Annotated in this window: 13 protein-coding genes and 1 pseudogene; 4 read left to right on the top strand and 10 right to left on the bottom strand. The window is 70.7% G+C overall.

The features are described 5' to 3' along the window. Positions 1-275: 275 nt before the first annotated feature. From mraY to mraZ, 7 genes are all read right to left on the bottom strand, one after another. Positions 276-1343 (bottom strand): phospho-N-acetylmuramoyl-pentapeptide-transferase, encoded by a 1068-nt coding sequence (mraY, locus tag BL254_RS04255; RefSeq protein ID WP_076842577.1) that lies wholly within the window; start codon positions 1341-1343, stop codon positions 276-278. Then, entirely contained in the window at positions 1340-2770 is a 1431-nt protein-coding gene (gene murF / locus BL254_RS04250; protein WP_076842576.1) for a UDP-N-acetylmuramoyl-tripeptide--D-alanyl-D-alanine ligase, read from the bottom strand. Before murF ends, mraY begins: the two co-directional genes overlap by 4 nt. 13 nt (positions 2771-2783) lie before the next feature. Further along, on the bottom strand, positions 2784-4511 hold the full coding sequence (locus tag BL254_RS04245; RefSeq protein ID WP_076842575.1) for a UDP-N-acetylmuramoyl-L-alanyl-D-glutamate--2,6-diaminopimelate ligase: 1728 nt from the start codon (positions 4509-4511) through the stop codon (positions 2784-2786). Between the two features lie 61 nt (positions 4512-4572). Then, positions 4573-6933, bottom strand: coding sequence for a penicillin-binding protein 2 (locus BL254_RS04240; RefSeq protein WP_254857786.1), 2361 nt, complete (start codon positions 6931-6933; stop codon positions 4573-4575). Next, complete coding sequence (locus BL254_RS04235) at positions 6930-7835, bottom strand: hypothetical protein (protein WP_083730827.1); 906 nt, start codon at positions 7833-7835, stop codon at positions 6930-6932. The genes BL254_RS04240 and BL254_RS04235 overlap by 4 nt, the downstream gene beginning before the upstream one ends. Next, the gene (gene rsmH, locus BL254_RS04230; RefSeq protein WP_254857784.1) at positions 7832-8911 is read right to left on the bottom strand and encodes a 16S rRNA (cytosine(1402)-N(4))-methyltransferase RsmH; all 1080 of its coding nucleotides are present in this window, start codon (positions 8909-8911) and stop codon (positions 7832-7834) included. The genes BL254_RS04235 and rsmH overlap by 4 nt, the downstream gene beginning before the upstream one ends. A gap of 402 nt (positions 8912-9313) precedes the next feature. Then, the gene (mraZ, locus tag BL254_RS04225; RefSeq protein ID WP_047224116.1) at positions 9314-9745 is read right to left on the bottom strand and encodes a division/cell wall cluster transcriptional repressor MraZ; all 432 of its coding nucleotides are present in this window, start codon (positions 9743-9745) and stop codon (positions 9314-9316) included. 382 nt (positions 9746-10127) lie between these two features. Between mraZ and BL254_RS04220 the strand changes: the two genes are divergently transcribed. Genes BL254_RS04220 through BL254_RS04210 form a run of 3 tightly spaced genes read left to right on the top strand, consistent with a single transcriptional unit; the run spans position 10128 to position 15706 of the window. Further along, positions 10128-11153 carry a MoxR family ATPase gene (locus tag BL254_RS04220; protein WP_083730841.1) on the top strand — a complete coding sequence of 342 codons (1026 nt, stop codon included), beginning with the start codon at positions 10128-10130 and terminating at the stop codon, positions 11151-11153. A 60-nt stretch (positions 11154-11213) separates the two neighbouring features. Further along, entirely contained in the window at positions 11214-13172 is a 1959-nt protein-coding gene (locus BL254_RS04215) for a DUF58 domain-containing protein (protein WP_254857782.1), read from the top strand. Further along, on the top strand, positions 13169-15706 hold the full coding sequence (locus tag BL254_RS04210) for a DUF3488 and transglutaminase-like domain-containing protein (RefSeq protein ID WP_076842572.1): 2538 nt from the start codon (positions 13169-13171) through the stop codon (positions 15704-15706). Before BL254_RS04215 ends, BL254_RS04210 begins: the two co-directional genes overlap by 4 nt. Positions 15707-16006: 300 nt before the next feature. Here BL254_RS04210 and BL254_RS28130 read toward each other — a convergent pair. From BL254_RS28130 to BL254_RS04195, 3 genes and pseudogenes are all read right to left on the bottom strand, one after another. Beyond that, positions 16007-16449: pseudogene (locus tag BL254_RS28130) on the bottom strand (DUF3040 domain-containing protein). 651 nt (positions 16450-17100) lie between these two features. Further along, entirely contained in the window at positions 17101-17865 is a 765-nt protein-coding gene (locus BL254_RS04200; RefSeq protein ID WP_047224115.1) for a methyltransferase domain-containing protein, read from the bottom strand. An 889-nt stretch (positions 17866-18754) separates the two neighbouring features. Continuing rightward, entirely contained in the window at positions 18755-19261 is a 507-nt protein-coding gene (locus tag BL254_RS04195) for an SAV_6107 family HEPN domain-containing protein (protein ID WP_076842571.1), read from the bottom strand. A gap of 845 nt (positions 19262-20106) precedes the next feature. Here BL254_RS04195 and BL254_RS04190 point away from each other — a divergent pair. After that, entirely contained in the window at positions 20107-20754 is a 648-nt protein-coding gene (locus BL254_RS04190; protein ID WP_047224114.1) for a GNAT family N-acetyltransferase, read from the top strand. Positions 20755-21196: the final 442 nt, after the last annotated feature.

Genomic DNA, 21196 nt, shown 5'->3' with positions numbered 1-21196 from the left:
AGGACGCCTGTTCTTCCAGCCCCGGGCATCCAGCCGGAACACCGCCTCGGGTATGCCTCGGCTATGCCGGGGGTATGCCGGCCGGAACACGCCTCGGGAGGCCATCCCGGAAACGCCCGCCTGAACCRCCGTGGAGCCGGCAGGAGGCCACCGCGAGACGGAACTGCCAAGAGCCCACCGCGGAGCTGGCAGGCACCGCCTGGTGACCGCCAGAAACCACTGTGGGAACTGTCAGCAACCGCCATGAGGACTGCCAGAAAGCGCTGTCGGAGCGGTCAGGAGCCGCCGTGGGAGAGGAACTCCGCGTAGAACAGGCCGAGTCCGAACGCCACGGCCAGACCGGAGACGATCCAGAAGCGGATGATGACCGTGGTCTCGGGCCACTCCGCCAGCTCGAAGTGATGATGGATCGGCGCCATGTTGAAGACCCGCTTCCGGGTGGCCTTGAAGAAGGCCACCTGCAGGATCACCGACAGCGTCTCGACGACGAACAGCCCGCCGAGAACGAACAGCAGCAGCTCCGTCCGGCTGACGATGGCGATGCTCGCGAACGCGCCGCCGAGAGCCAGAGAACCGGTGTCGCCCATGAATATCTTCGCGGGGCTRGCGTTCCACCACAGGAAACCGAAACAGGCGCCCATGGCCGCCGCCGCCACCAGCGCGACGTCGAGCGGGTCCCGGACGAGATAGCACCCCGGGCCGCTGGCGCCCGGCCCGCACAGGTTGCCGAACTGCCAGAAGGAGATCACCACATAGGCGCCGAACACCATCGCCGAGGTGCCGGCGGCCAGCCCGTCCAGCCCGTCGGTGAGGTTCACCGCGTTCGACGTCGCCGCGATGATGATCCAGGCCAGTAGCGGGAAGCCGACCAGGCCGATCGAGATGTCGGTGTCCCGGACGATCGAGACGAACGTCGACCCCGGCAACAGCCCTTCGGCGTTCTTGAACCGGACGGCCAGCAGCCCGAACGCCAACGCCACCGCAGCCTGCCCGGCGAACTTGGTGCGGGCGGTGAGCCCGAGGCTGCGCTGCTTACGGATCTTGATGTAGTCGTCGAGGAAGCCGACCACACCAAGACCGGTCATGACCATCAGGACGAGCAGCCCGGACGCGGTGAAGCCCTTCATCGTGACGAYGTGCGCGATGAAGTACCCGGCCAGCGTCGCAAGGATGATGACCGTCCCACCCATGGTGGGCGTGCCCCGCTTGGTGAGGTGGCTGGACGGCCCGTCCTCACGGATCTCCTGACCGTAGCCCTGCCGGCGGAACAGCCGGATCACCGATGGTGTCCCCAGCAGCGACACCACAAGGGCCACCATCGCGGCGACCAGTACACCTCTCACCCGTGCGCACCCCACTCGCCGGGCGCGGCATCCAGAGGTGTGGCACCCAGGGACACAGCACCCGACGTCAACTCGCTCGCGACCCGCTCCAACCCGAATGCGCGGGATGCCTTGACCAGTACCACATCGCCCGGTAGCAGCTGTTCCCGCAGCAGTGTGCACGCCTGCTCGACGTCGGCGACCCACACCGACTCCCCCGACCAGGACCCTTCCAGCGATGCCCCGAGGTGTATCCGGCGCGCCCGCTCGCCGATTGCCACCAACTGCTCCACCCCGAGGCGGACGACGAGCCGGCCGATGGCGTCGTGCTCGTCGTCGGCGCTCGCGCCGAGTTCCTCCATGCCGCCGAGAACCGCCCAGGCCCGCCGGCCCTGGCTGAGGTCGACCAGGGTCTTCAACGCGGCCCGCATGGACTCGGGGTTGGCGTTGTAGGCGTCGTTGATGACGGTGACGCCGGTGTCGGTCACCGCCACCTCCATCCGCCAGCGGCTGCGCGCCCGGGCCCGCGACAGCGCCTCGGCCGCTCGCGCGGGCGGCAGGCCGAGGCGGATCGCGACCGCGGCGGCGGCCAGCGCGCTGCCGACCTGGTGCTCGCCGACGAGAGTGAGCGCGACCGGGTGCCGCTCACCGGCGGCCACCAGGTCGAAGCGGGCACGGCCGTCGTCGCCGACCCGCACGTCGTGCGCCCGCACGTCCGCCCGCTCCCCCTCACCGAAGGTGATCACCTCGCCGCGGGCGCGGGCGGCCATCCCGGCGACCAGCGGGTCGTCGGCGTTGAGGACGACGGCGTCGGAGGCGGCCTCGGCCAGTTCGCCCTTGGCCCGCACGATACCGGCCCGCCCGTCGGCGTACTGGCCGAGATGCGCCGAACCGACGTTGAGCACGACCCCGATCCGCGGACGGGCCAGCTCGCACAGGGCGGCGACGTGGCCGGGCCCACGGGCGCCCATCTCCAGTACGGCGAACCTGGTGGCCGGCTCGATGCGCGTGACGGTCAGCGGCAGGCCGATCTCGTTGTTGAACGAGCCGATGGCGGCGACGGTCGGCCCGAGCTCGCCGAGCAGGTCGGCGAGCAGGTCCTTGGTGGTGGTCTTGCCCGCCGAACCGGTCACCGCGACCACCGTCGCCGACGACCGGGTGCGCACCTCGGCGGCGAGCGCGGCCAGCGCGGCGACCGGATCGGCGACCACCACCGCGGGCACGCCCACCGGCCGAGCCGCGAGCACCGCGGCCGCGCCGGCGCCCGCCGCCACGGCGGCGAACTCGTGGCCGTCGACCCGCTCCCCGGCCACCGCGACGAACAGCGCGCCGGCGGTGACCTGGCGCGAGTCGATGACGACGCTGGTCACGGCGGCGTCAGGATCAGCCACGGCGTCCAGTCGGCCGCCACAGGCCACAGCGACCTCGCGCAGGGTCAGCGTCATCACCGTTGGACGCCCCTCACGCCGGGTGCTGACGCGACACGGGACGCCATCCGGCCAGCTCCGCCCGCAACACGTCACGGTCGTCGAAGGGCGTCACCACGCCGGCCTGCTCCTGACCGGTCTCGTGTCCCTTGCCGGCCAGCACGACCGCGTCTCCCGGCTGGGCGAAGCCCACCGCGAGGCGGATCGCCGCGGCCCGGTCCGGCTCCACCATGACACGGCCACGGGCGCTGGGCGGCAGCGTCCCCACGCCGGTACACATCTGCGCGATGATCAATTCCGGATCCTCCGACCGGGGGTTGTCGCTGGTGAAGATCGAAAGGTCGGCGCCGGTGGCCGCGGCGGCGCCCATCAGCGGACGTTTGCGCCTGTCACGGTCACCGCCGCAGCCAAGCACCACGATCACACGGCCGGGCACCAGCGGCCGCACGGTACGTAGCAGCGTCTGCACCGCGTCCGGTGTGTGCGCGTAGTCGACCAGACCGAGGAACGGCTGGCCGGCGTCGACCCGTTCCATCCTGCCCGGGACGCCGGGCAGGCTCGCCAGCCCGGCCGCCGCCACCGGCGCGGGGACGCCGGTGGCCACCAGCAGCGCCAGCGCCACCAGGGCGTTACCGACGTTGAAGGCTCCGGGCAGCGCGATGCCCACCCGGACGTCCGCGCCGTGCGGGCCGAGCGCGCGGAAGGTTGTCCCGGTGGGGCCGGCGACGACGTCGACGGCGCGCCATTGCGCGTCGGCGGCCGTCCCACAGGTGATCGCGCCCGGGACGGCGGCGGCGAGCTGGCGCCCCCACGACGTGTCGACGTCGATGACGGACACCCCGGTCCGCTCGGGGGTGAACAGGGCGGCCTTGGCGGCGAAATAGTCCTCCATCGACGGATGGAAGTCGAGATGGTCCTGGCTGAGGTTGGTGAACGCCGCCCCGGCGAAACGGATGCCGCCCACCCGGTGCAGGGCGACGGCGTGGCTGGAGACCTCCATCGCCGCAGCGGTCACCCCACGCTCGACCATGACCGCGAGCAGCGCCTGCAGGTCGGTGGCCTCCGGGGTGGTGCGCACCGAGGGGAGCACGGTGCCRGCCAGCCGCGTCTGCACCGTCCCGATCAGCCCGGTCGTGTGCCCGGCGGCCCGCAGCCCCGCCTCCAGCAGGTAGGCCACCGTCGTCTTGCCGTTGGTGCCGGTGACCCCCAGCAACGTCAGGGCCCCCGACGGGTCGCCGTACACCCGGGCGGCGACCGGCCCCAGCAGCACCCGCGGGTCCGCGGCCACGAGCACCGGGACGTCGGCCACGCCCACACCGGCGGCCACGCCACTGCCAGCCACGCTCCCGCCGCCGCTACCGGCCGCGCCCGCGCCGCCAGTCACGCCCGCGCTGGCGGCCACACCGCTGCCGGCCACGGGCCCGCTGCCGGTCGCGCCGCTACCGCCGGCCACGCCGCCGCCGGCGCCCGTGCTGACCGACCGGGCCGTCGCCGCGATCTGGTCGGCGCCGGCCCGGTCGGTCAGCACGGCCACGGCCCCGGCCGCGACCGCCTGCCGGACGAAGGCGGCCCCGTGTGCGCGCGCGCCGGGCAGGGCCGCGTACAGGTCGCCAGGACGCACCGCGCGGGAGTCGTGGGTGATCCCGCGGACGACAACACCCGCCACAGCACCGCCGGTCACCGCGAGACCGTCGTATCCGACGGTCAGCTCGGTGAGCGCCCGTGCGGGCGAGGCGACCGGACGCAACACCGGTGAGGTCACGGCAACGACACTAGTAGCCGGCCCGCAGGGACCTGCGTCGGGTCACGACGGGCACGGCGGGTCAACGACCCGCATCAAGATCAAGAACGAGCTTCGGCGCGCTCGTGCCGGACGGAGGCACGCCCAGCGTCGTCAGCGCGAAGGTCATCACCCGCTGGAACACCGGCGCGGCGACCGTCCCGCCGAAGTGGCCGTCGCGGGGGTTGTCCAGGACCACTTCGACGACCACCCTGGGCTGGTCGGCCGGGGCAAAACCCACGAACGACGCGACATAGCCGTCGTAGCGGCCGGTGGGGCCCACCCGCTGCGCCGTCCCGGTCTTGCCCGCCACCCGGTATCCGTCGATGGCCGCCAACGGCGCGGTCCCCGAGTCGGTGGTCACCGACTCCAGCATCTGCGAGACCGTGGCCGCGGTGGCCTCACTGATCACCCGGACGCCGGGCTGGCGGGGCGTGGCGCGCACGGCCCCGTCCGGGGAGATGGTGCTGTCCACCAGCCGGGGCGCGACCCGCACGCCCCCGTTGGCGATGGTGGCGTAGACCGAGGCCATCTGGATCGCGGTCGCGGACATCCCCTGCCCGTAGGAGATCGTGGCCGCCTGCTGGACGTCCCACTCGGCGGCGGGCCGCAGGATGCCGGCACTCTCCCCGGGGAAGCGCAGCGCGGTCCTGGCGCCGAGGCCGAAGTCGCGCAGCGCGCTCTCCAGGCCGGCCGGGCCGAGCCTGTGCGCGATCTGGATCGTCCCGAGGTTGCTGGACCTGGYCAGCACCCCGGCCGCGGTCAGGTGCTCGACCCCGTGCGGCTCGGCGTCGGTGAAGGTCCGGCCCGCGATGCGCATGTTCGGCGGCACCGTCACCGGGGTCTCCGGCGTGATCAGGCCACGGTCGATCGCCGCGGCCATCGTGATGACCTTGTTGACGCTGCCCGGCTCGTAGACGTCCTGGGTGGCACGGTTCTTCAGAGTGCCTGGATCGRCGGTGGCGACCTTGTTGGGGTCGTAACCGGGCGCGTCCACCATCGCGAGGATGTCCCCGGTGTTCGGGACCATGGCCACGACGCTGCCGCCGTCGGCGTGGGTCGTGCGCACGGCCTCGGCCAGCGCCTGCTGCGCGGCCCACTGGATGTCGCGGTCGAGGGTCAGCCGCACGCTCGAGCCCGGCACCGGGTCGGATTCCCGACTGGCCGCCGACGGGATCATCCGCCCGGCCGGGTCGACCTCGACCCGGCGCAGGCCGTCCGTCCCGCGCAGCACCCGGTCGTAGGCGCTTTCGATACCGCCGCTGCCGACGATCATTTCGTTGTCACCGATCGTGGTGAACCCGACGACGTTGGACGCGAGCGTGCCGGACGGGTAGAGGCGCCGGCGCTCCTCCAGGACGCCGATGCCGGGCAGCCTCAGGTCGGTCACGGCCTTGCCCACCGCCGGATCCAGGCCCCGGGCCAGGTAGGCGAAACGTCCGCTGCCGGCGAGTTTCGGCTGCAGGGTGTCGGCGGGCACGCCGAGCAGCGGCGCGAGGGCGGTGGCCACTGCCTTCGCGTCGGTGACGTCGTGTGGGTCGGCGTAGACCGCGCGCGCCTCGACGTCCTGCGCCAGCGTCGCTCCGCTACGGTCGGTAATGACACCACGGACCGCGGGCAACGCCACCGTCCGCAGCCGCTGCTGCTCGGCGCGTTCGGCGTAGGTAGAAGCCTGGAACGCCTGCAGCTGGGTCAGCCGACCGGCGAGCACGACCAGCGCCGCGCAGAGAACGACGACCGACACCCGCAGCCTGCGGCGCGGGCTACCCAGCCGCATGGGCGGCCGGGACGCGGCGACGCGCGCCGCCGGCCGGGCAGCGGGACGGGCTGACGAACGGGCTGAGGGATGAGCCGTGGTGCCACCCGGTCCGCCCGTCCGGCCGCGTGGCGCGGGCGGCTGACGACTCCCGGTACGAACGGGCCTACGTCCCCGGCGCTGGTTCGACGACCAGCCCGGGCGCCGCCCGCCCACCCGGCCGCGGTCCAGCTGGTGACCGTCCGTGTCATGGACATATTCGTCCTGGTCATGGACGTATCCGTCGCGTCCGGACGTGCCGCCCTCGCGGTAGCTGTCGTCAGGGTGGTCGTAGTCGGAGTAACCGGAGTAGCCGCGGCCGGAGTAGCCCTGGCCATAGCTGGGGTGGTCGTAGCCGGAGTAGCTGTCGTCGACGTAGCCGTCGTCGGGGCCGCCGCCCCAGCGGTGGGGGTCCCCGTGGGCGGTACGGGAGGCGGAACCGGCGGCCGTGGCCCGGTAGCCGTCCGGATCGGCGTAGCCGGCGGCGAACCCGCCGTGGTCATCCTCATACTCGTACCACTGATCAACAGCGCCACTACGAACAGGAGTGGATGCTTTACGTGATCGCGATCGGCCACGCGCGGCCCCACGGTGCACTGTGGAGCTCACCGGGCACCCGCGGCCGGTGACCCGCCCGCGGTCGACGCGTCACCAGCGGGGCCTCCCACGGCAGCCGGTACGCCGGCGGCCGGTACGGCTGCCGGCTGCGCGCTGCCCGTACCCACCGTGGCGCCAGTACCCACCGTGGCTCCAGAGCCCACCGTGGCGCTGGAGCCTGTCGTGGCTCCAGTACCCGCCGTGGCTCCAGGGCCCACAGCACCGCCGGCCGGCCGGCCCGGTGGCGGCACCACCACGACGACAAAGCCGGAGGACGGCTCCGCACCGATCACCCTGGCACCGGGCGGGAGCGGGGCGCCGGCCGGCAGGTAGTACGGGATGCCGCCGGGGACCATGCCGAGCTGCGCCGCCCGGGCGGCGAGGTTCGCCGGGTCGGACAGGTTGTCCAGCCGCATGGACAGCGCCTGTTCCTCGTCCATGAGATCGGACGAGTCCTGCCGCAGGTCGTGGACCTTGAACGCGCTCTGCGCGAGCGCCGTGTTGAGCAGCAGCAGGCCCATCAGACCCGCGCCCATGAGCAGCAGCAACAGGATGACGAAGGGCGCCCGGGGAGCGTTCCCGCGCACGGGGGGCTGGCCGACACGCAGCGGTGACGGCGCGGACGGCCGGCCCGGCCCGTCCACCCGCCGGCGCGGCCGGTCCAGGACCGGGGCGGCGGTGGCCGCCCCGCCCGCCGGCCCACCGGCCCGCCCGCCCAGGGACGGGATCGGGATGGCGGTGTCGGCGTGCCCCCGGACCGCCGCCGAGGCGGGCAGCGTGTCGTACACCGCGGCCGACGCCGCGTAGCCGTAGCGGTCGGTGCGGGCGGCCTGGTGCGGCGTGCGGGCGGGCGGCGTGGCCGCCTTCGCCCTGCCCCGGCCCTGCCGCGCCAGCAGGGGGGCCGGCGCGCTCATGCCGCACCTCCGGCTGCCCCGCCTGGGCCGGCCGGCCCAGGCGTTCCGAATGCTCCGGATATCCCCGGTGTCCTGGATGGCGGGGCGATCCGCTCGACGGCGCGCAGTTTCGCCGCGGAGGCCCGCGGGTTGGCCGCCACCTCGTCCGCAGACGGTGTCTCCCCACCGCGGGTGAGCCAGCGCATCGTCGGTGCGGCATCCGGTGGGATCACGGGCAGATCCGGCGGTACGTCAGGGCGTACCCGCGCGGCGAACGCCCGCTTGACCATGCGGTCCTCGAGCGAGTGGTAGGCAAGCACGACKAGTCTCCCCCCGACAGCGAGCGCGTCGAGGGCTGCCGGCAGCGCCCGGGCGAGTGCCTCGAGTTCGCCGTTCACCTCGATCCTCAGYGCCTGGAACGTACGTTTTGCTGGATTTCCACCGTTACGACGTGTTGCGGCCGGAATGGTCCGGCGGACGAGATCGGCCAGCCGCGCCGAGGACACGAACGGCTCACGGGCGCGTTCGGCGACCACGGCCGAGGCGATTCGGCGGGCGAAGCGTTCTTCTCCGTAGTGGCGGAGGATGCGGGTGAGTTCGTCGGCGTCGTAGGTGTTCACGACGTCCGCGGCGGTGCGGCCCCGGCCGGGGTCCATCCGCATGTCCAGGGGAGCGTCCCGGGAGTAGCTGAATCCCCGCTCGTCGGAATCGAGTTGCAGCGAGGAGACGCCCAGGTCGAACAGCACGCCGTGCACCTCGGTCAGGCCGAGGGCGTCCAGGACGGTCGGCAGCTGGTCGTACACGGCGTGCACCAGGGTGGCCCGGTCGGCCCGGTCGGCCAGYCGGGCGCGGCTGTGCTCCAGCGCCTGCGGATCGCGGTCGAGACCGATCAGGCGGGCCGTCGGGCAGGCGTCGAGTAACGCGCTCGCGTGACCGGCGAGACCCATGGTGGCGTCGACCAACACCGCCTCGGGCCTGAGCAGGGCCGGCGCCAGCAGGGCGACGACACGGTCGGAGAGGACGGGGGTGTGTGTGRCCTCCACCTCGGCCTCCTCGAACGGTTTTGTGAACCTCGCGGCGGGGAAGATGCGGTTCATCCGCGATCGCGCTCGGTGAAAATCGCGGTGTACACGTACAGACGATGTGAATGGATGTGACGAACCGGTGCTGTCGGCTGCACGACAGCCGGCCGGATGACTGCTACCGGATAGCTGCTACCGGGTGACTGCTGGGCGTGCGGATATGCGGGAAACACGTGCGTCGGGGCGGCCCGGCGTCATCACCGGTCCCGAGGGCCCGGCGTGTGCCCAGGTCCCGCCCCGCTCACGCCACCGGACACCGGGGAAGTGGTGTCCGGTATGGAGCGGGGGGAGACCTCGGCGCACACCTGATGCCCCGGGCTGCAGCGGCATGGAGGGCGGCGCGAAGGCTGCCGACGGTAGTCGGTCGGYGCTCCCGGCCGGGTGTGTCCGCTTCGGACGATGACGTTCGGACGACGCTCAGATGACGCCGGGCAACACCTCCTCGGAAAGCGCGGCGAAGTTCTCCTCCTGGCTGGCCAGATAGGTCTCCCAGCGGGCCGCGTCCCAGATCTCCACCCGGGTGTTCGCGCCGTTGACGACGCAGTCCCGGGTGAGTTCCGCATACGTCCGCAGGGCCGGCGGGATGGTGATCCGTCCCTGCCGGTCGGGAACATCGTCCGAAGCCGAGGAAAAGAAGACGCGGCTGTAATCCCGTAGAGCTTTTGCCGTAACAGGCGCGGCCCGCAGGGACTCGCTGATCCGGGTGAACTCAGCCATGGGGAACACGTAGAGACAGCGTTCCTGCCCCTTGGTGATCACGAGCCCCCCTTCCAGCTCCTCGCGGAACTTCGCCGGCAGGGTGATCCGGCCTTTGTCGTCGAGTCGTGGCGTGTGGCTGCCGAGGAACATCGGCGGCCTCCTCGCCCGTACCCGAGAGGTTCATGGCCGTTCAAACCCCACCCTGGTCAGCCTGACAGTGCCTCCACCCCCCACTGCGCGCCACTGTACCCCACTCCCCCCCACCTGTCCGACACTCCGGACACCCCCACGCCCACGTTCGGCAGGCCTCGGAGATCACCTCTCCGGCATCAATGTGTCTTTTGACCGAACATGCCAAAAACACCTCCAGTAACCGATGCAGCGGCTATCCTCGATCGCCGCCGCGAATGAGTACGCTTTCCGGACGGAGCGGACGGATGATTCCCACCGGTGAAGATCATCTTCTGCTCGGGTGCCACACTTGTGGGGGGTCCGCCGGGCCCACCTCGCCGATCTGAGGACGGAGRCCGACGTGACGGTGACGGAGCCCGGCGTCATACCGTGGCGCGAGCCCGGGACCGGCCTGCGCCACCTCGCGGATGTCGCGGCGCGCATGACCCGCGCGGTCGAGAGCGTCATCGACGGCAAGCCCGAGGTGGTCAGGACATCCCTGGTCGTCCTGCTCGCCGAGGGCCACCTGCTCATCGAGGACGTGCCCGGCGTCGGCAAGACGATGCTCGCCAAGGCGCTGGGACGCTCGATCGACGCCCGCGTCCGCCGTATCCAGTTCACACCCGACCTGTTGCCCAGCGACGTCACGGGGGTGAGCGTCTACAACCAGGACACCCGCGACTTCGAGTTCCGCCCCGGGCCGGTCTTCTCCAACCTGGTCATAGCCGACGAGATCAACCGAGCCGCTCCCAAAGCGCAGTCGGCACTCCTCGAATGCATGGAGGAACACCAGGTCACCATTGATGGTGTCACCTATCACCTGGAATCGCCGTTCATGGTCGTCGCGACCCAGAACCCCATCGAGATGGAAGGCACCTATCCCCTGCCCGAGGCGCAACGGGACCGTTTCACCGCGCGAGTGTCCATGGGTTACCCGTCGCCCGCGGCCGAACTGGCCATGCTGGACAGCCATGGAAACACCGAGCCTCTCGACACGGTCGACCCGGTCACCGAAGCCACCGAGATCACCAGACTCATCTCCCTGGTCCGTTCGGTGCACGTGGCCGACGAGGTGCGCCGCTACATCATCGATCTCGTGACGGCGACCCGCCGGYACCCGGAACTCGTCCTGGGCGCCTCCCCGCGCGCGACCCTGCACCTGATCAGAACCGCCCGGGCCCATGCCGCCCTCGACGGCCGCGCCTTCGTCGTCCCCGACGACGTCCAGGCCATGGCCGAACCGGTCCTCACCCACCGGCTGCTGGTCCGAGCGGAAACCGCGGCGTCGAGCGGGTCCGCCGAGGCCGCCTCCCGGATCGTCGCGGACGTCCTCGCCCGGGTCCCCATCCCGCACCGGGGGGCACGTCCGTCGCACCGTGGCCGTTAGATCGCCGTGTCGGACTTCCTGGCGGCCTTACGAGGTCTGACCGTCCGCGGACAGTGTTTCGTGGTCACCGGGCTGGTCTGCTGCGGGCTGGCGGTCGTGGTCGGCGAGAAGGACCTCCTGCGGGTCGGCCTGCTGCTGCTCGCCCTGCCGGTGTGCGCGACGGCGTTCGTGTGCCGGACCCGCTACCGGCTCGCCTGTCACCGGCGCCTGGTACCCGCCCGCGCGACCGTGGGGGCGGTGGTGTCGGTCAGCATTCGGATCGACAACATGAGTCGGCGTTCCTCCTCGGTGCTGCTGGTGGATGACGACGTCCCCGCCCATCTCGGCTTCCGGGCGCGCTTCATGCTCGACCGGGTGGAGCCGGGGGGTGCCCGGTACTTCACCTATCAGCTTCGCCCCCAACTGCGCGGCCGTTACCTGATCGGGCCGATGGCGATCCGGATCACGGATCCGTTCGGGCTGTGCGAGCTCACCCGCACGTTCCGCAGCCGCGGCGAGCTTGTCGTCACCCCGCCGGTGGAAACGCTGCCCGCGRCGCGCCCCGGCAGACAGACCATGATCGGCGACCTCCGCCAACGCGACCGGCCCACCATGGGGACCGACGACTTCGTCACCCGCCCGTACCAGGCCGGGGACGACCTGCGACGGATCCACTGGCGAACCAGCGCCCGCGCCGGTGAGCTGATGGTGCGCCGGGAGGAGAGCTCCCGCCCGGCCAGCGCGACCGTGCTGCTCGACACCCGCTCCGCGGCCTGGACTGGCCAGGGGCCGGCCTCCTCGTTCGAGTGGGCGGTCAGCGCCGCGGGCTCGGTCGCGGTGCATCTCGCCGAGAGCGGTCACCTGGTCGACCTGATCTGTGACGGTGGCGTGAGCGGTGTGACGACCACACCGGGTACGGGCCGGTCGCGTAACCCGACCCGCAGCCCCACCGCGCTGTTGGACGCGCTCGCCGTGGTGACCACCAGCGACGCCGGCCCGCCGTCCCGTACGGCATCCCCGGGCCCGTCGCTCCCCGGCCGACGTGACCTGACTCACCTCGCTGGCGACGGGATGCTCGTGGCGGTCCTCGGAGCCACCGAGCCGGCACGGGCCGGGATGCTCGCCAGAACCCGTCCGCGCGGCGCACTCGCGACGGTTGTGCTCGTCGACGTCACGACCTGGGACGGGAACCACTCCGTGGTCAGGCAGGAGGCGGTCAGGCAGGAGGCTGCCAGACCGGAGAACCTGCACGCCTGCCGCGCGGTCTTCCAGCGTCACGGCTGGACTGTGATCGTCGCTGGCTACGGCGACACCCTCGCCGCGCTGTGGCCATGGGCGTCCGAGCGGCGCTCCGAGCGGAACACAGCCGGCGGCGGTGGGGGCAGCGGGGCCGGGCATCGGGCCGGCCCCCCGACCACCGGCCTGATCCACAATGACCGGCCGGCGCCGCCACAGCCACGGCATCCGCTGAACCCGAACCCACCCCATCCGAATTCGTCAAATTCGAATTCGCCAAATTCGTCTGATATGTCGTATCTGTCGGATCAGCCGCTCGAGTGGCCATCCACCACCGGCCCAGCCACCCCTGGCTCGGCCACTGTCTCCGGCTCGACCGCTGCCAGCCGGGCGGCCGCCCGGCCAGCCAGCGGCGATTCGGCGGCCAGAAATTCGGCGGCCCGCGGACCAACGGCCGGCAGACCAGCGGCCGCCTGGCCAACCACCGCTGGCCCAGCCACTGCCGGTCCGGCCACCGGTGGCTCAGGGACATTCCCTCCCGACGCGGCCGGTGTGGCACCACCGCCCGCATCCCGCCAACCCGCGGCACGCCCGACAGCCTTCCCCCCCGGCCCGCCCGACAGCGCCAGGACGTCCCCCCTGTCCCGGCCATCGGCCATGCGGGAACGCTCCGACAGCACGCCCGAGCCGGCACGCCCGTCCGGGACGCCCCGGTCATCCGCCCGGCGGGTACGCCCTGAAGACGCCGCTGAAGGCGCGTCCGCGACAGGACAGCCGGAGGCGGAAGCAGGCCTACGGCGGTGATCACACGCCTGCCTCCCACCCTGACCGCGACTCTCGGTGGCGCGTTCGCGTCGCTGCTGTGCGCGTTCGCGCTCGTGCCGTTGTTCGACGGCCTGTGGTGGCTGCGGCTGGCTGTCGCTGCCACGGTGGTGGTGGCGGGAACATCCGTGCTGGGCCAGGCCCTGCGGCTGCCCGCCCCGGTCATCGTCCTGCTGGAGGCGCTCGGCCTGCTCGTCGCGGCGACCATACTGTGTGCGGGGGAAACCGCTCTCGCCGGCGTGGTGCCGACCGGTCAGACCCTGGAAACGTTGCGTTCCCTGATCACCACCGGCCGGGACGACGTGGCCCGGTTCGCCGCGCCGGTGCCGCAACGGCCAGGTCTGGCGCTGCTCGTCCTCATCGGTGTCCATCTCGTCGCGATGATCGTCGACTTTCTGATGACGACGCTCCGGCGTCCGGCGCTTGCCGGGCTCCCGCTGCTGGCACTGTTCATGCTGCCGGCGGCGGTACTGCCGGACGGTGTCGGGTCGGTCCGGTTCGTTCTCGGCGCGTTGGGCTTCCTCCTGCTGCTGATACTGGACGGCCGCACCAGCGTCGAACGGTGGAGAAAACCGATCACCAGCGCGTCGGCCTCCGGCGTATCGGGTTCCGGCTCGTCCGGCTCCGGCTCCGGCTCCGGCGCATCGGATGCCGCTTCGTCGGCATCCCCGCGGCTGGGCAGCAGAACCGGTGTCCACGTCATCGGGATCACCGTGTGCGCGCTGGTGTGCGCGGTGGCCGTCCCGGCCACGCTGCCCTCGCTACAGGGGCTGGCGCTCGTCACGCACGGTCAGAGCAACGACGGCGACGACGGCCCCGGCTCGACGGTTGTCATTCAGCCGATCGTCTCGTTGGCACAACAACTGCACTCCCCCCTGACGAGGGAACTGGTGTCGGTGCGCACCACGTCACCGCAGTACCTGCGGTTGACCGCGCTCGAACAGTTCGACGGGCAGCAGTTCACCCTGCGGGCGCTACGCGCCGGACGCGAGGCGAAAATCAGCAACGGCCTGCCCGGGCCGGCAACCACCGCCCACAGCACTCAGCTCACCGCGACCATCAACGTGTCGAAGGATCTGGAGGCGAACTACCTCCCGCTGCCCGGAATCCCGACCAAAATCACCGGTCTCGACGGCGACTGGCGGCTGGCCGCCGAGACCGGCACGGTGTTCAGCACCCGGACCTCCACCGCCGACGCGACCTACCAGGTCGAAGCAACCGTCCCTGCCCCCGCCCGCGACGAGCTCGCGACCGTGCTGGCGGCCGCCCCAGCCGAGCTGAAGATCGATACCGAACTGCCTCCCACCACCGATCCCCGGATCCACAATCTGGCACGGCAGCTCACACGAACCGCCTCCGGCCCCTACCAGCAGGCCGTCGCCATCCAGAACTACCTGCAGAGCGGTGCCTTCACCTACGACCTGGACGGCGCCCCCACCACCCAGGCCGGGGCGCTGGCGGACTTCCTGTTCACGCGCAAACGCGGCTACTGCGAGCAGTTCGCCTCCGCGATGACGGTGCTGCTGCGGTCGTTGGGGATCCCGGCYCGAGTGGCGATCGGCTTCAACGAAGGCGAACGGCAGCCGGACGGCAGCTACCTGATGACCAACAAGAACATGCATGCGTGGCCGGAGGTGTGGTTCGCCTCCACCGGCTGGATCCCCTTCGAGCCGACCCCGGCGGCGAGTGAGAGCATCATCATCCCCGGCTACTCGCGGGCCCAGGACCCGGCTGGAGGGGCCACGGCTTCCGCGCCGGCGGGCGCCGCCCAGCCGTCGTCCGCGCCTGAGACCACCGCGCCGAGCGCCGATGTCACCAGCGACAGCGGACAGGGYACGGTGGTGCAACAGCCCCTCACACAGGTACAGCCCACCAGCGACGGGCCGCCCGCGATCCTCTGGTGGCTCCTGCCGGGGGTCGCCGTCCTCGCGGTGCTGGGTGGACCAGCGCTGGTGCGGATGGTGCGCCGCCGACACCGCCTCACGGCCACCCTGCGGGGGACCTCCGACGACGACGGGGACACCGCGACCGACAGCCGGGCGCACGCGGCCTGGGCCGAACTGACCGACCTTGCTGTCGATCTTGGTATGCCGCTGCGGCCGAACGAGTCCCAGCGAGCCAGCGCGACGCGGCTGAGCGCTCACATCTCGGCCAACGCCCGCGCCCCCGAACAAATGATCACGACGGCGGAGGTCGAGGAGGCCCTGGCTGCTCTGCTCCGGATCGCCGAGGCGGAGGAACTCGCCTGTTACGCGCCACTGGCCCTGGTTCGTTCCAACGCACCGGACGAACGGATCGGACGCGATCTACAGACAGTTTCACGAATCTTGAGAAAGACAGCGCCGCGCACCAGCCGTGCTTGGGCCACCATGGTTCCACGCTCCGTGGTCGCCGACCTGGGTAGCCTACGTGCCCTGGTCCGACCGGGAAGCAATCCGGCGTCGAGGCGTCCGCCTGCACGCCGGCACGACCAGAACAGCCGGCACGACCAGGACAGTCAGTGGGACAGGGTGTGAACACCGGAAGCATGGCTCGGTTGCTCATGCCGGCCGCGTCGACGGGGTCGGCTCCGTCGGGAGCGACCCTGTCACTCAAGATCGCTTGTGGCCCGCCCGGCGGTTGGCGGCTGTCGTCGGCCCCTGGTTGACAGTCATCACCAGACCATGATCACTAGTAGTCGACGATCATAACGCCGACTGATCGTCCCGGCGATTGGCGGCGGCTCCTGCCAGCCAGCGACAGCGCCGGCCCTGGCCAGCAATCGGGCTGGTTGTCAGCAACCGTCTGTCAGCAACCACTGCCAGTAACTACCCCAGTCAGTGATCATCCCACCGGCGGCGCCATCGTTCCTCGATCCGCTCGGTGAACGGGGGGCGGGTCCGACGACGGGAGGCCGTCGGACGACGGCTACTGGTCTCTCCGCCCCGGCCACTGATCCGACGAAGATCGGCGGCACCCCGGGACGCCGCGAACAGCATCGTGGCAAAACCGAGCACACCGAAGATCACGACGCCGCGAACAGCATCGTGGCAAAACCGAGCACACCGAAGATCACGATCAACGGTGTCCGGTTGAGGACGACCCCCACAAGCAGGACGACCAGCCCCACCACGAACAGGAGGAAGCTTCGGCGGACCCTGCGCATGAGATAGGTGCGAGGGTTCGTCGAGCGGACCGTGCTCGCGAACTTGGGATCGTCCTCGACGAGGGCGCGCTCGATCTGATCAAGCAGGCGCTGCTCATTTTCCGAGAGCGGCATCGACGCTCCTCCCACGGCCGGCAGGTCCGGCAGACGGAACCTGACACCCAAGAATAGGCACGACCGGGCATGCGCGGTAGGCAACCAACCATGCCGAGACAGACCGATCGCTTCCTGCTGCCCTGACTCCTCCCCGCAGGCGCGAAGGCTCATGCCACGCGGCGTGATCAGCCCTGTCTCCGTGAGGAAGAAATCACCCTGAGTCCAGGTGGAGCCGGTCCGATCTCACCCTGCGTGATAGACCCTGCCTCCGCGGGGAAGCACTCACCGTCCTGTCACRCCGGAAGCCCTCACCGTCCTGCCATGCCTTTCTGCCATACCTTCGTGGGGATCTGCCATACCTTCGTGGGAATCTGCCGTGCCTTCGTGGGAAAGTCGCCTCCGAGGGGATGTCGGATGTGCCCGGCAGCCCCTCCCCCTCGCACCGTGTCTCTCGCACCGCGCGCCTGCCTGATCACGATCGCTCCCGCCCTGGCATCGGCCTCCTGCCGGTCTCGCATCGGTGCCGGTCTCGCATCGGCCTCTCGCCGGCCCATCACGCCATCAGCCATCGCGGTGGGCCCGCAGGAACCCCGCAGGAACATGGTCGGGTGTCCGCCACGCATAGTCATGCCATCTGGTCATGCCGCCTGATCGTGTCGTCGGGTCACGTCATCGGCTGTCGCGGCGGTGGGCCAGGACATGCAGGTGAGCCGCAAGATCCCGAAAGGGTGCCCGGGAGGATGCGGCGATCTCCAACTGGAGCAGCCGCTCCGCCGCGGACGGATCCGCGTCCACGGCGGCCGCGGGCACCAGATCGGCGAACACCCGCACCCCGTGGACCGCGATCACATCGGCTCCGGCGTCGCTCACCATGCGTACCAGCGTGCCGCCGTCGAAACGGCGCGCCCGGTCAAAGCCGCCACAACGTCCACCGGGATCGGCCAGCGCATGCTGTGCCTCGGCGAGCCTGCCGGCGAGCACACGGGCGAGGACGACCGCCGCCCGGTTGGCGGCGACAACGCTGAGCAGCCCACCTGGACGCAGGGCTGCCACTGCCGCGGTCAGCGCAGCGACGGGTTCGTCCACCACCTCCAGCACGGTGTGACACAACAGCACGTCCGAACGGCCTACTCCGACGATCTCCGGCAGGACGGAAAGATCTCCCTGACGCGCCGTCACGAGATGTCTGACCCCGTGCTCCGCCGCCCGGTGGTCGAGCGAGGCGAGCGCGTCCGGGCTGGGATCCACCACGGTCACCCGGTGCCCGCGCTCGGCAAGCGGCACCGCGAACCCACCACTGCCGCCACCCGCGTCCACCACGTCGAGTGTGCTGCCCGCTCGCGCAGTCACGGTGACCAGTGCGTCCAACAGCCCCCGCCAGACCACGGCCTGGCGCAGATCTCCCCATGTCACCGGACGACTTCTGACGGCCATGCCGTACCTCCTCGGCGCCCCGGAGGCCTTGAGCCCCTCAACGACCCGGGGACCTGGACCTCCCCGGGCCATGCCCGCTGGAGAGTTCTCGCGAACCTCGCAACGAGATGAGCGACGCCAGGGCGATCAGTGCCAGGGTGATCAGCGCTGAGGTTGACGGCGCCGGGCGGCCAGCGTCAGGTGACCAGGTTGGGGTAACCAGCGCCAGGGTGGCCACGACCGCCTCGGGTTCATCGTCCTTCACGCATCACGCACTGGCGCGTCTCTCTACGTGCATCTTTTGCGCTCTCTCGCGCATCTCGCACGCCGGTAGCCGGTCTCACGCCGGCAGCCGGAAACCGATGGCGATGCCGGCCACGAGACCCCCCAGGGACAGGCCGACCAGTTGCAGCAGCCAGCCCGGCGGCCGCCGTCGGTCTCGCCGCGTGACTTCGCGGATCCCCACAGGCACGTCCGATGACACCACCCCGTCGACAGCCCGGAGACCATGACCTCCGACGGAACGGAAAACCCACGCTTTTTCTGCCTTCGGCCCTCTGGTCAACCCTTCGGGCATCGATCGCGTGGTATCCCCAGCAATGACTGAATTCATCCGAATGACCTACCGTCGTAATCAAGACGCTCACCAATGGCCACCGATAGTGAACGCCTGATCTACGATACGCAAAACGATCTACATGGATCTCGCAACAACCGACGGGCAGAAGCCTCTGTTCGCGCACAGGACGACATCCGGGATCCCCCGGCAAACAGGACCAGCATCTCCCGACAACGAGAGGTAGCTCTTCCAGCGGTCAGGATCAGCCCGTTCAGGGGCCACAAGGGTGAACCCGCGTCATGACCACACCCGGCGTGCGCACAGCTCCGCATCCTGGCCTTTCCACCCCGTTCACACCCCGGCCTTCTCCGGTGAGCAGGTCACGCCGACAGGCGGGACGCAACTGACGACCGTGGCCGTCAGCGCCGGCTGGGACGGTAGGCCCAGCGTTGTTTCCGCCACCGCGAGGAACGTCTCCGCCTGCCGGAGCAGGTCGTCGGCATCCCGGACACCGACCACGGACAGGCCCGCCTCGGCGGCCGTCCTCTTGGCCGCACCGGCCGCGAAGAACTGTGCCCACTCCGCCAGTTCGGGCGCCACTCGTGCCAGCAACTGCCAGACGCTGACGGGCCGGCCGCGGTGACCGTGCCGGGGGCGGGCCCGTTCCACGAGAACAGCGGCGGCGGCCCGCAGCGCCGCCAGGTGCGCCAGGGCGTACCGCTGCCCGGGAGTTCGGGCGAAGCTCGCTTCGTCGAGTCCGTGATGCGCGGCCATGAGCAACTCGTCGCGGGAACGACGAGGCAGCCCCGCGAGGGGGACCGGGATTCGAGGCTGTCGATCTACGGCCTGCCGACTCATGACCGCTCCCTCCGATACGACGACATCACTACATGGCTCAACCGCATGACGATCTTTCGCATGGCCATCTTTCGCATGACGGTCTACTCCAGTAAGTCGAACATATGTTCGACTTACTGGAGTAGTAAACCTCACCCGTCCTGAACCGTCAACGTTGTCGAGGGGTACGGCTGCGTGGCATCGTGGCCGCCACCGTGTGGCCATTACCGTGTGGCCGCCGGCTCGGCCCGCCGGCGGGCCGAGCCGCTGACGTCGTCGAAAGCCACGGCCGAAGCAAGCCCCCGGGAGTTGGCGGCCGGGCGCCAACTCCGGGGGCGGCGCCCAGAACTCCGCGTGGGCGTTGTCGTCAGGTGCCTGGGCGGCCCGCGACCGGACAAAGCCGGTTGACCGGGCAGCCGGCGGCATCGACAGCCGTTCGTCGATGCGGTCACCGGCTCCGGGTCGGCGCACGCCGCCCGCCCAGCCAGGGATCACCCAAGCGGCCACCCATCCGGCAAGCGGCAAGTTGTGCCGCGGCGGTCCCGCCCGGCCCGGATGCGTGCTCGCAACGGCGAGGACCGGGGCGGAGCTCAGGCCACGTGGGGCTCAGACGCCGAAAACACCCCGAGCCACCAGGAACATGCGGCATTCGGCACGGTGCGGCCGCACCGCACAAGGTTCGCCTACAGGTCTTCGTCCGGACCGAGTCGGGCGCAACGCCCCGAGCACCCGTTATCGTCAGTGACCTTAGATGGTACAGGGGACTGACCCGGCCCAGGCGTGGCCGGTAATCGACGCGGGTAGACAGGCCACCCGGGCAGGCAGCCTGCCCGAGGCAGGAACGGAAGCGCGAGGAGGCAGGCTTGGTGGAGAACATCAGGCTGGTCCGCTGGACACCCGCGCGGATGCGTGCCCGGCTGACCGATGTCATCGCCGTCTACAAGGCCGCCTTTCTGGACTTCCACGAGCCCGACCCGGCGCGGGCGGCGATCGAACGGACCATGCACGCCCGCCGGCACGCCGACCGCCGGGATCTGCGAGCGGTCGCGGCTCTTCTCCCCGATGAGCGCCTGGTCGGCTTCACCTACGCCCTRCCGGGGCTGAAGGGGCAGTGGTGGCACGACGTCGTCAGTGACGCGCTGGGACCCGAGGACGCCGTGACCTGGCTCGGCGACTGTCTGGAGATCGTCGAGTTCCACGTCCTGCCGGAGTTCCAGGGCAGGGGGGTGGGACGCAGTCTGCTGCGGGAACTGCTGCGGGAGGCACCGGAACAGACAGCCGCGCTGTCCGCCCTGGAGCTGCCCGACAGCAGGGCCCGACGGTTGTATGCCAGCGAGGGTTTTGTTCCGTTACTGTCGAATTTTCAGTTTCCGGGAAGCTGGATCGAATACGCGGTGCTGGGTAAGCGCCTCACGCCGACCGACCCGGCCCGGGAGCAGCCTCCGTCCCCTTCGGCCGAGCAACGGCCCGCCCACGACTCCGGCGGCGACCACCGGCAGGCCCGCGCCATCTGAAACTCCCCGATGACGTTCGTCCCGTCATGCACCCTGCCACACCTCACCCTGCCATGCCCGCAACCATGCCGGCGCCCGCCACCCAGCCTCCACCAACCATGCCCGCAGGTAGCAATTATTCCTGTACGGACAATTTCCGTCTCGTGCTTCGATCGGCATCCGGCCAGTCGTAGGTGGAAAGCGCTGTCATCACGACGGAATCCACCTACGGGCGCGCAGGCCGTAGGTGACAACCTGCGTGACACCAACGGTTTTCACCTACGGCTTGCGGTCGCGTCGGGCGCGGTGGCGCCGATGACGGGATCGATGAATCGCGATCAGTGACGATCGGTGACGACTGTCGCCAGCCGGGCGGGGACAGCGGACCGCCGCAACAGGCCCACGGGGCGGTGAGACGCCGGGTCGGCCAGGCAGCGGAGGCAGGAGGCAGTGAGTGAACGGT

Source organism: Protofrankia sp. BMG5.30 (assembly GCF_001983005.1).
Classification (GTDB): domain Bacteria; phylum Actinomycetota; class Actinomycetes; order Frankiales; family Frankiaceae; genus Protofrankia; species Protofrankia coriariae.
The sequence above is the reverse complement of the archived record's forward strand: the minus strand, read 5'-3'. Positions and strand labels throughout refer to the sequence as shown.

Excerpts from the sequence above, each read along its gene's own strand:
- BL254_RS04235 (WP_083730827.1), bottom strand. The coding sequence starts at position 7,835 with ATGAGCGCGCCGGCCCCCCTGCTGGCGCGGCAGGGCCGGGGCAGGGCG.
- BL254_RS04200 (WP_047224115.1), bottom strand. The coding sequence starts at position 17,865 with ATGGCCGTCAGAAGTCGTCCGGTGACATGGGGAGATCTGCGCCAGGCC.
- mraZ (WP_047224116.1), bottom strand. The coding sequence starts at position 9,745 with ATGTTCCTCGGCAGCCACACGCCACGACTCGACGACAAAGGCCGGATC.
- BL254_RS04195 (WP_076842571.1), bottom strand. The coding sequence starts at position 19,261 with ATGAGTCGGCAGGCCGTAGATCGACAGCCTCGAATCCCGGTCCCCCTC.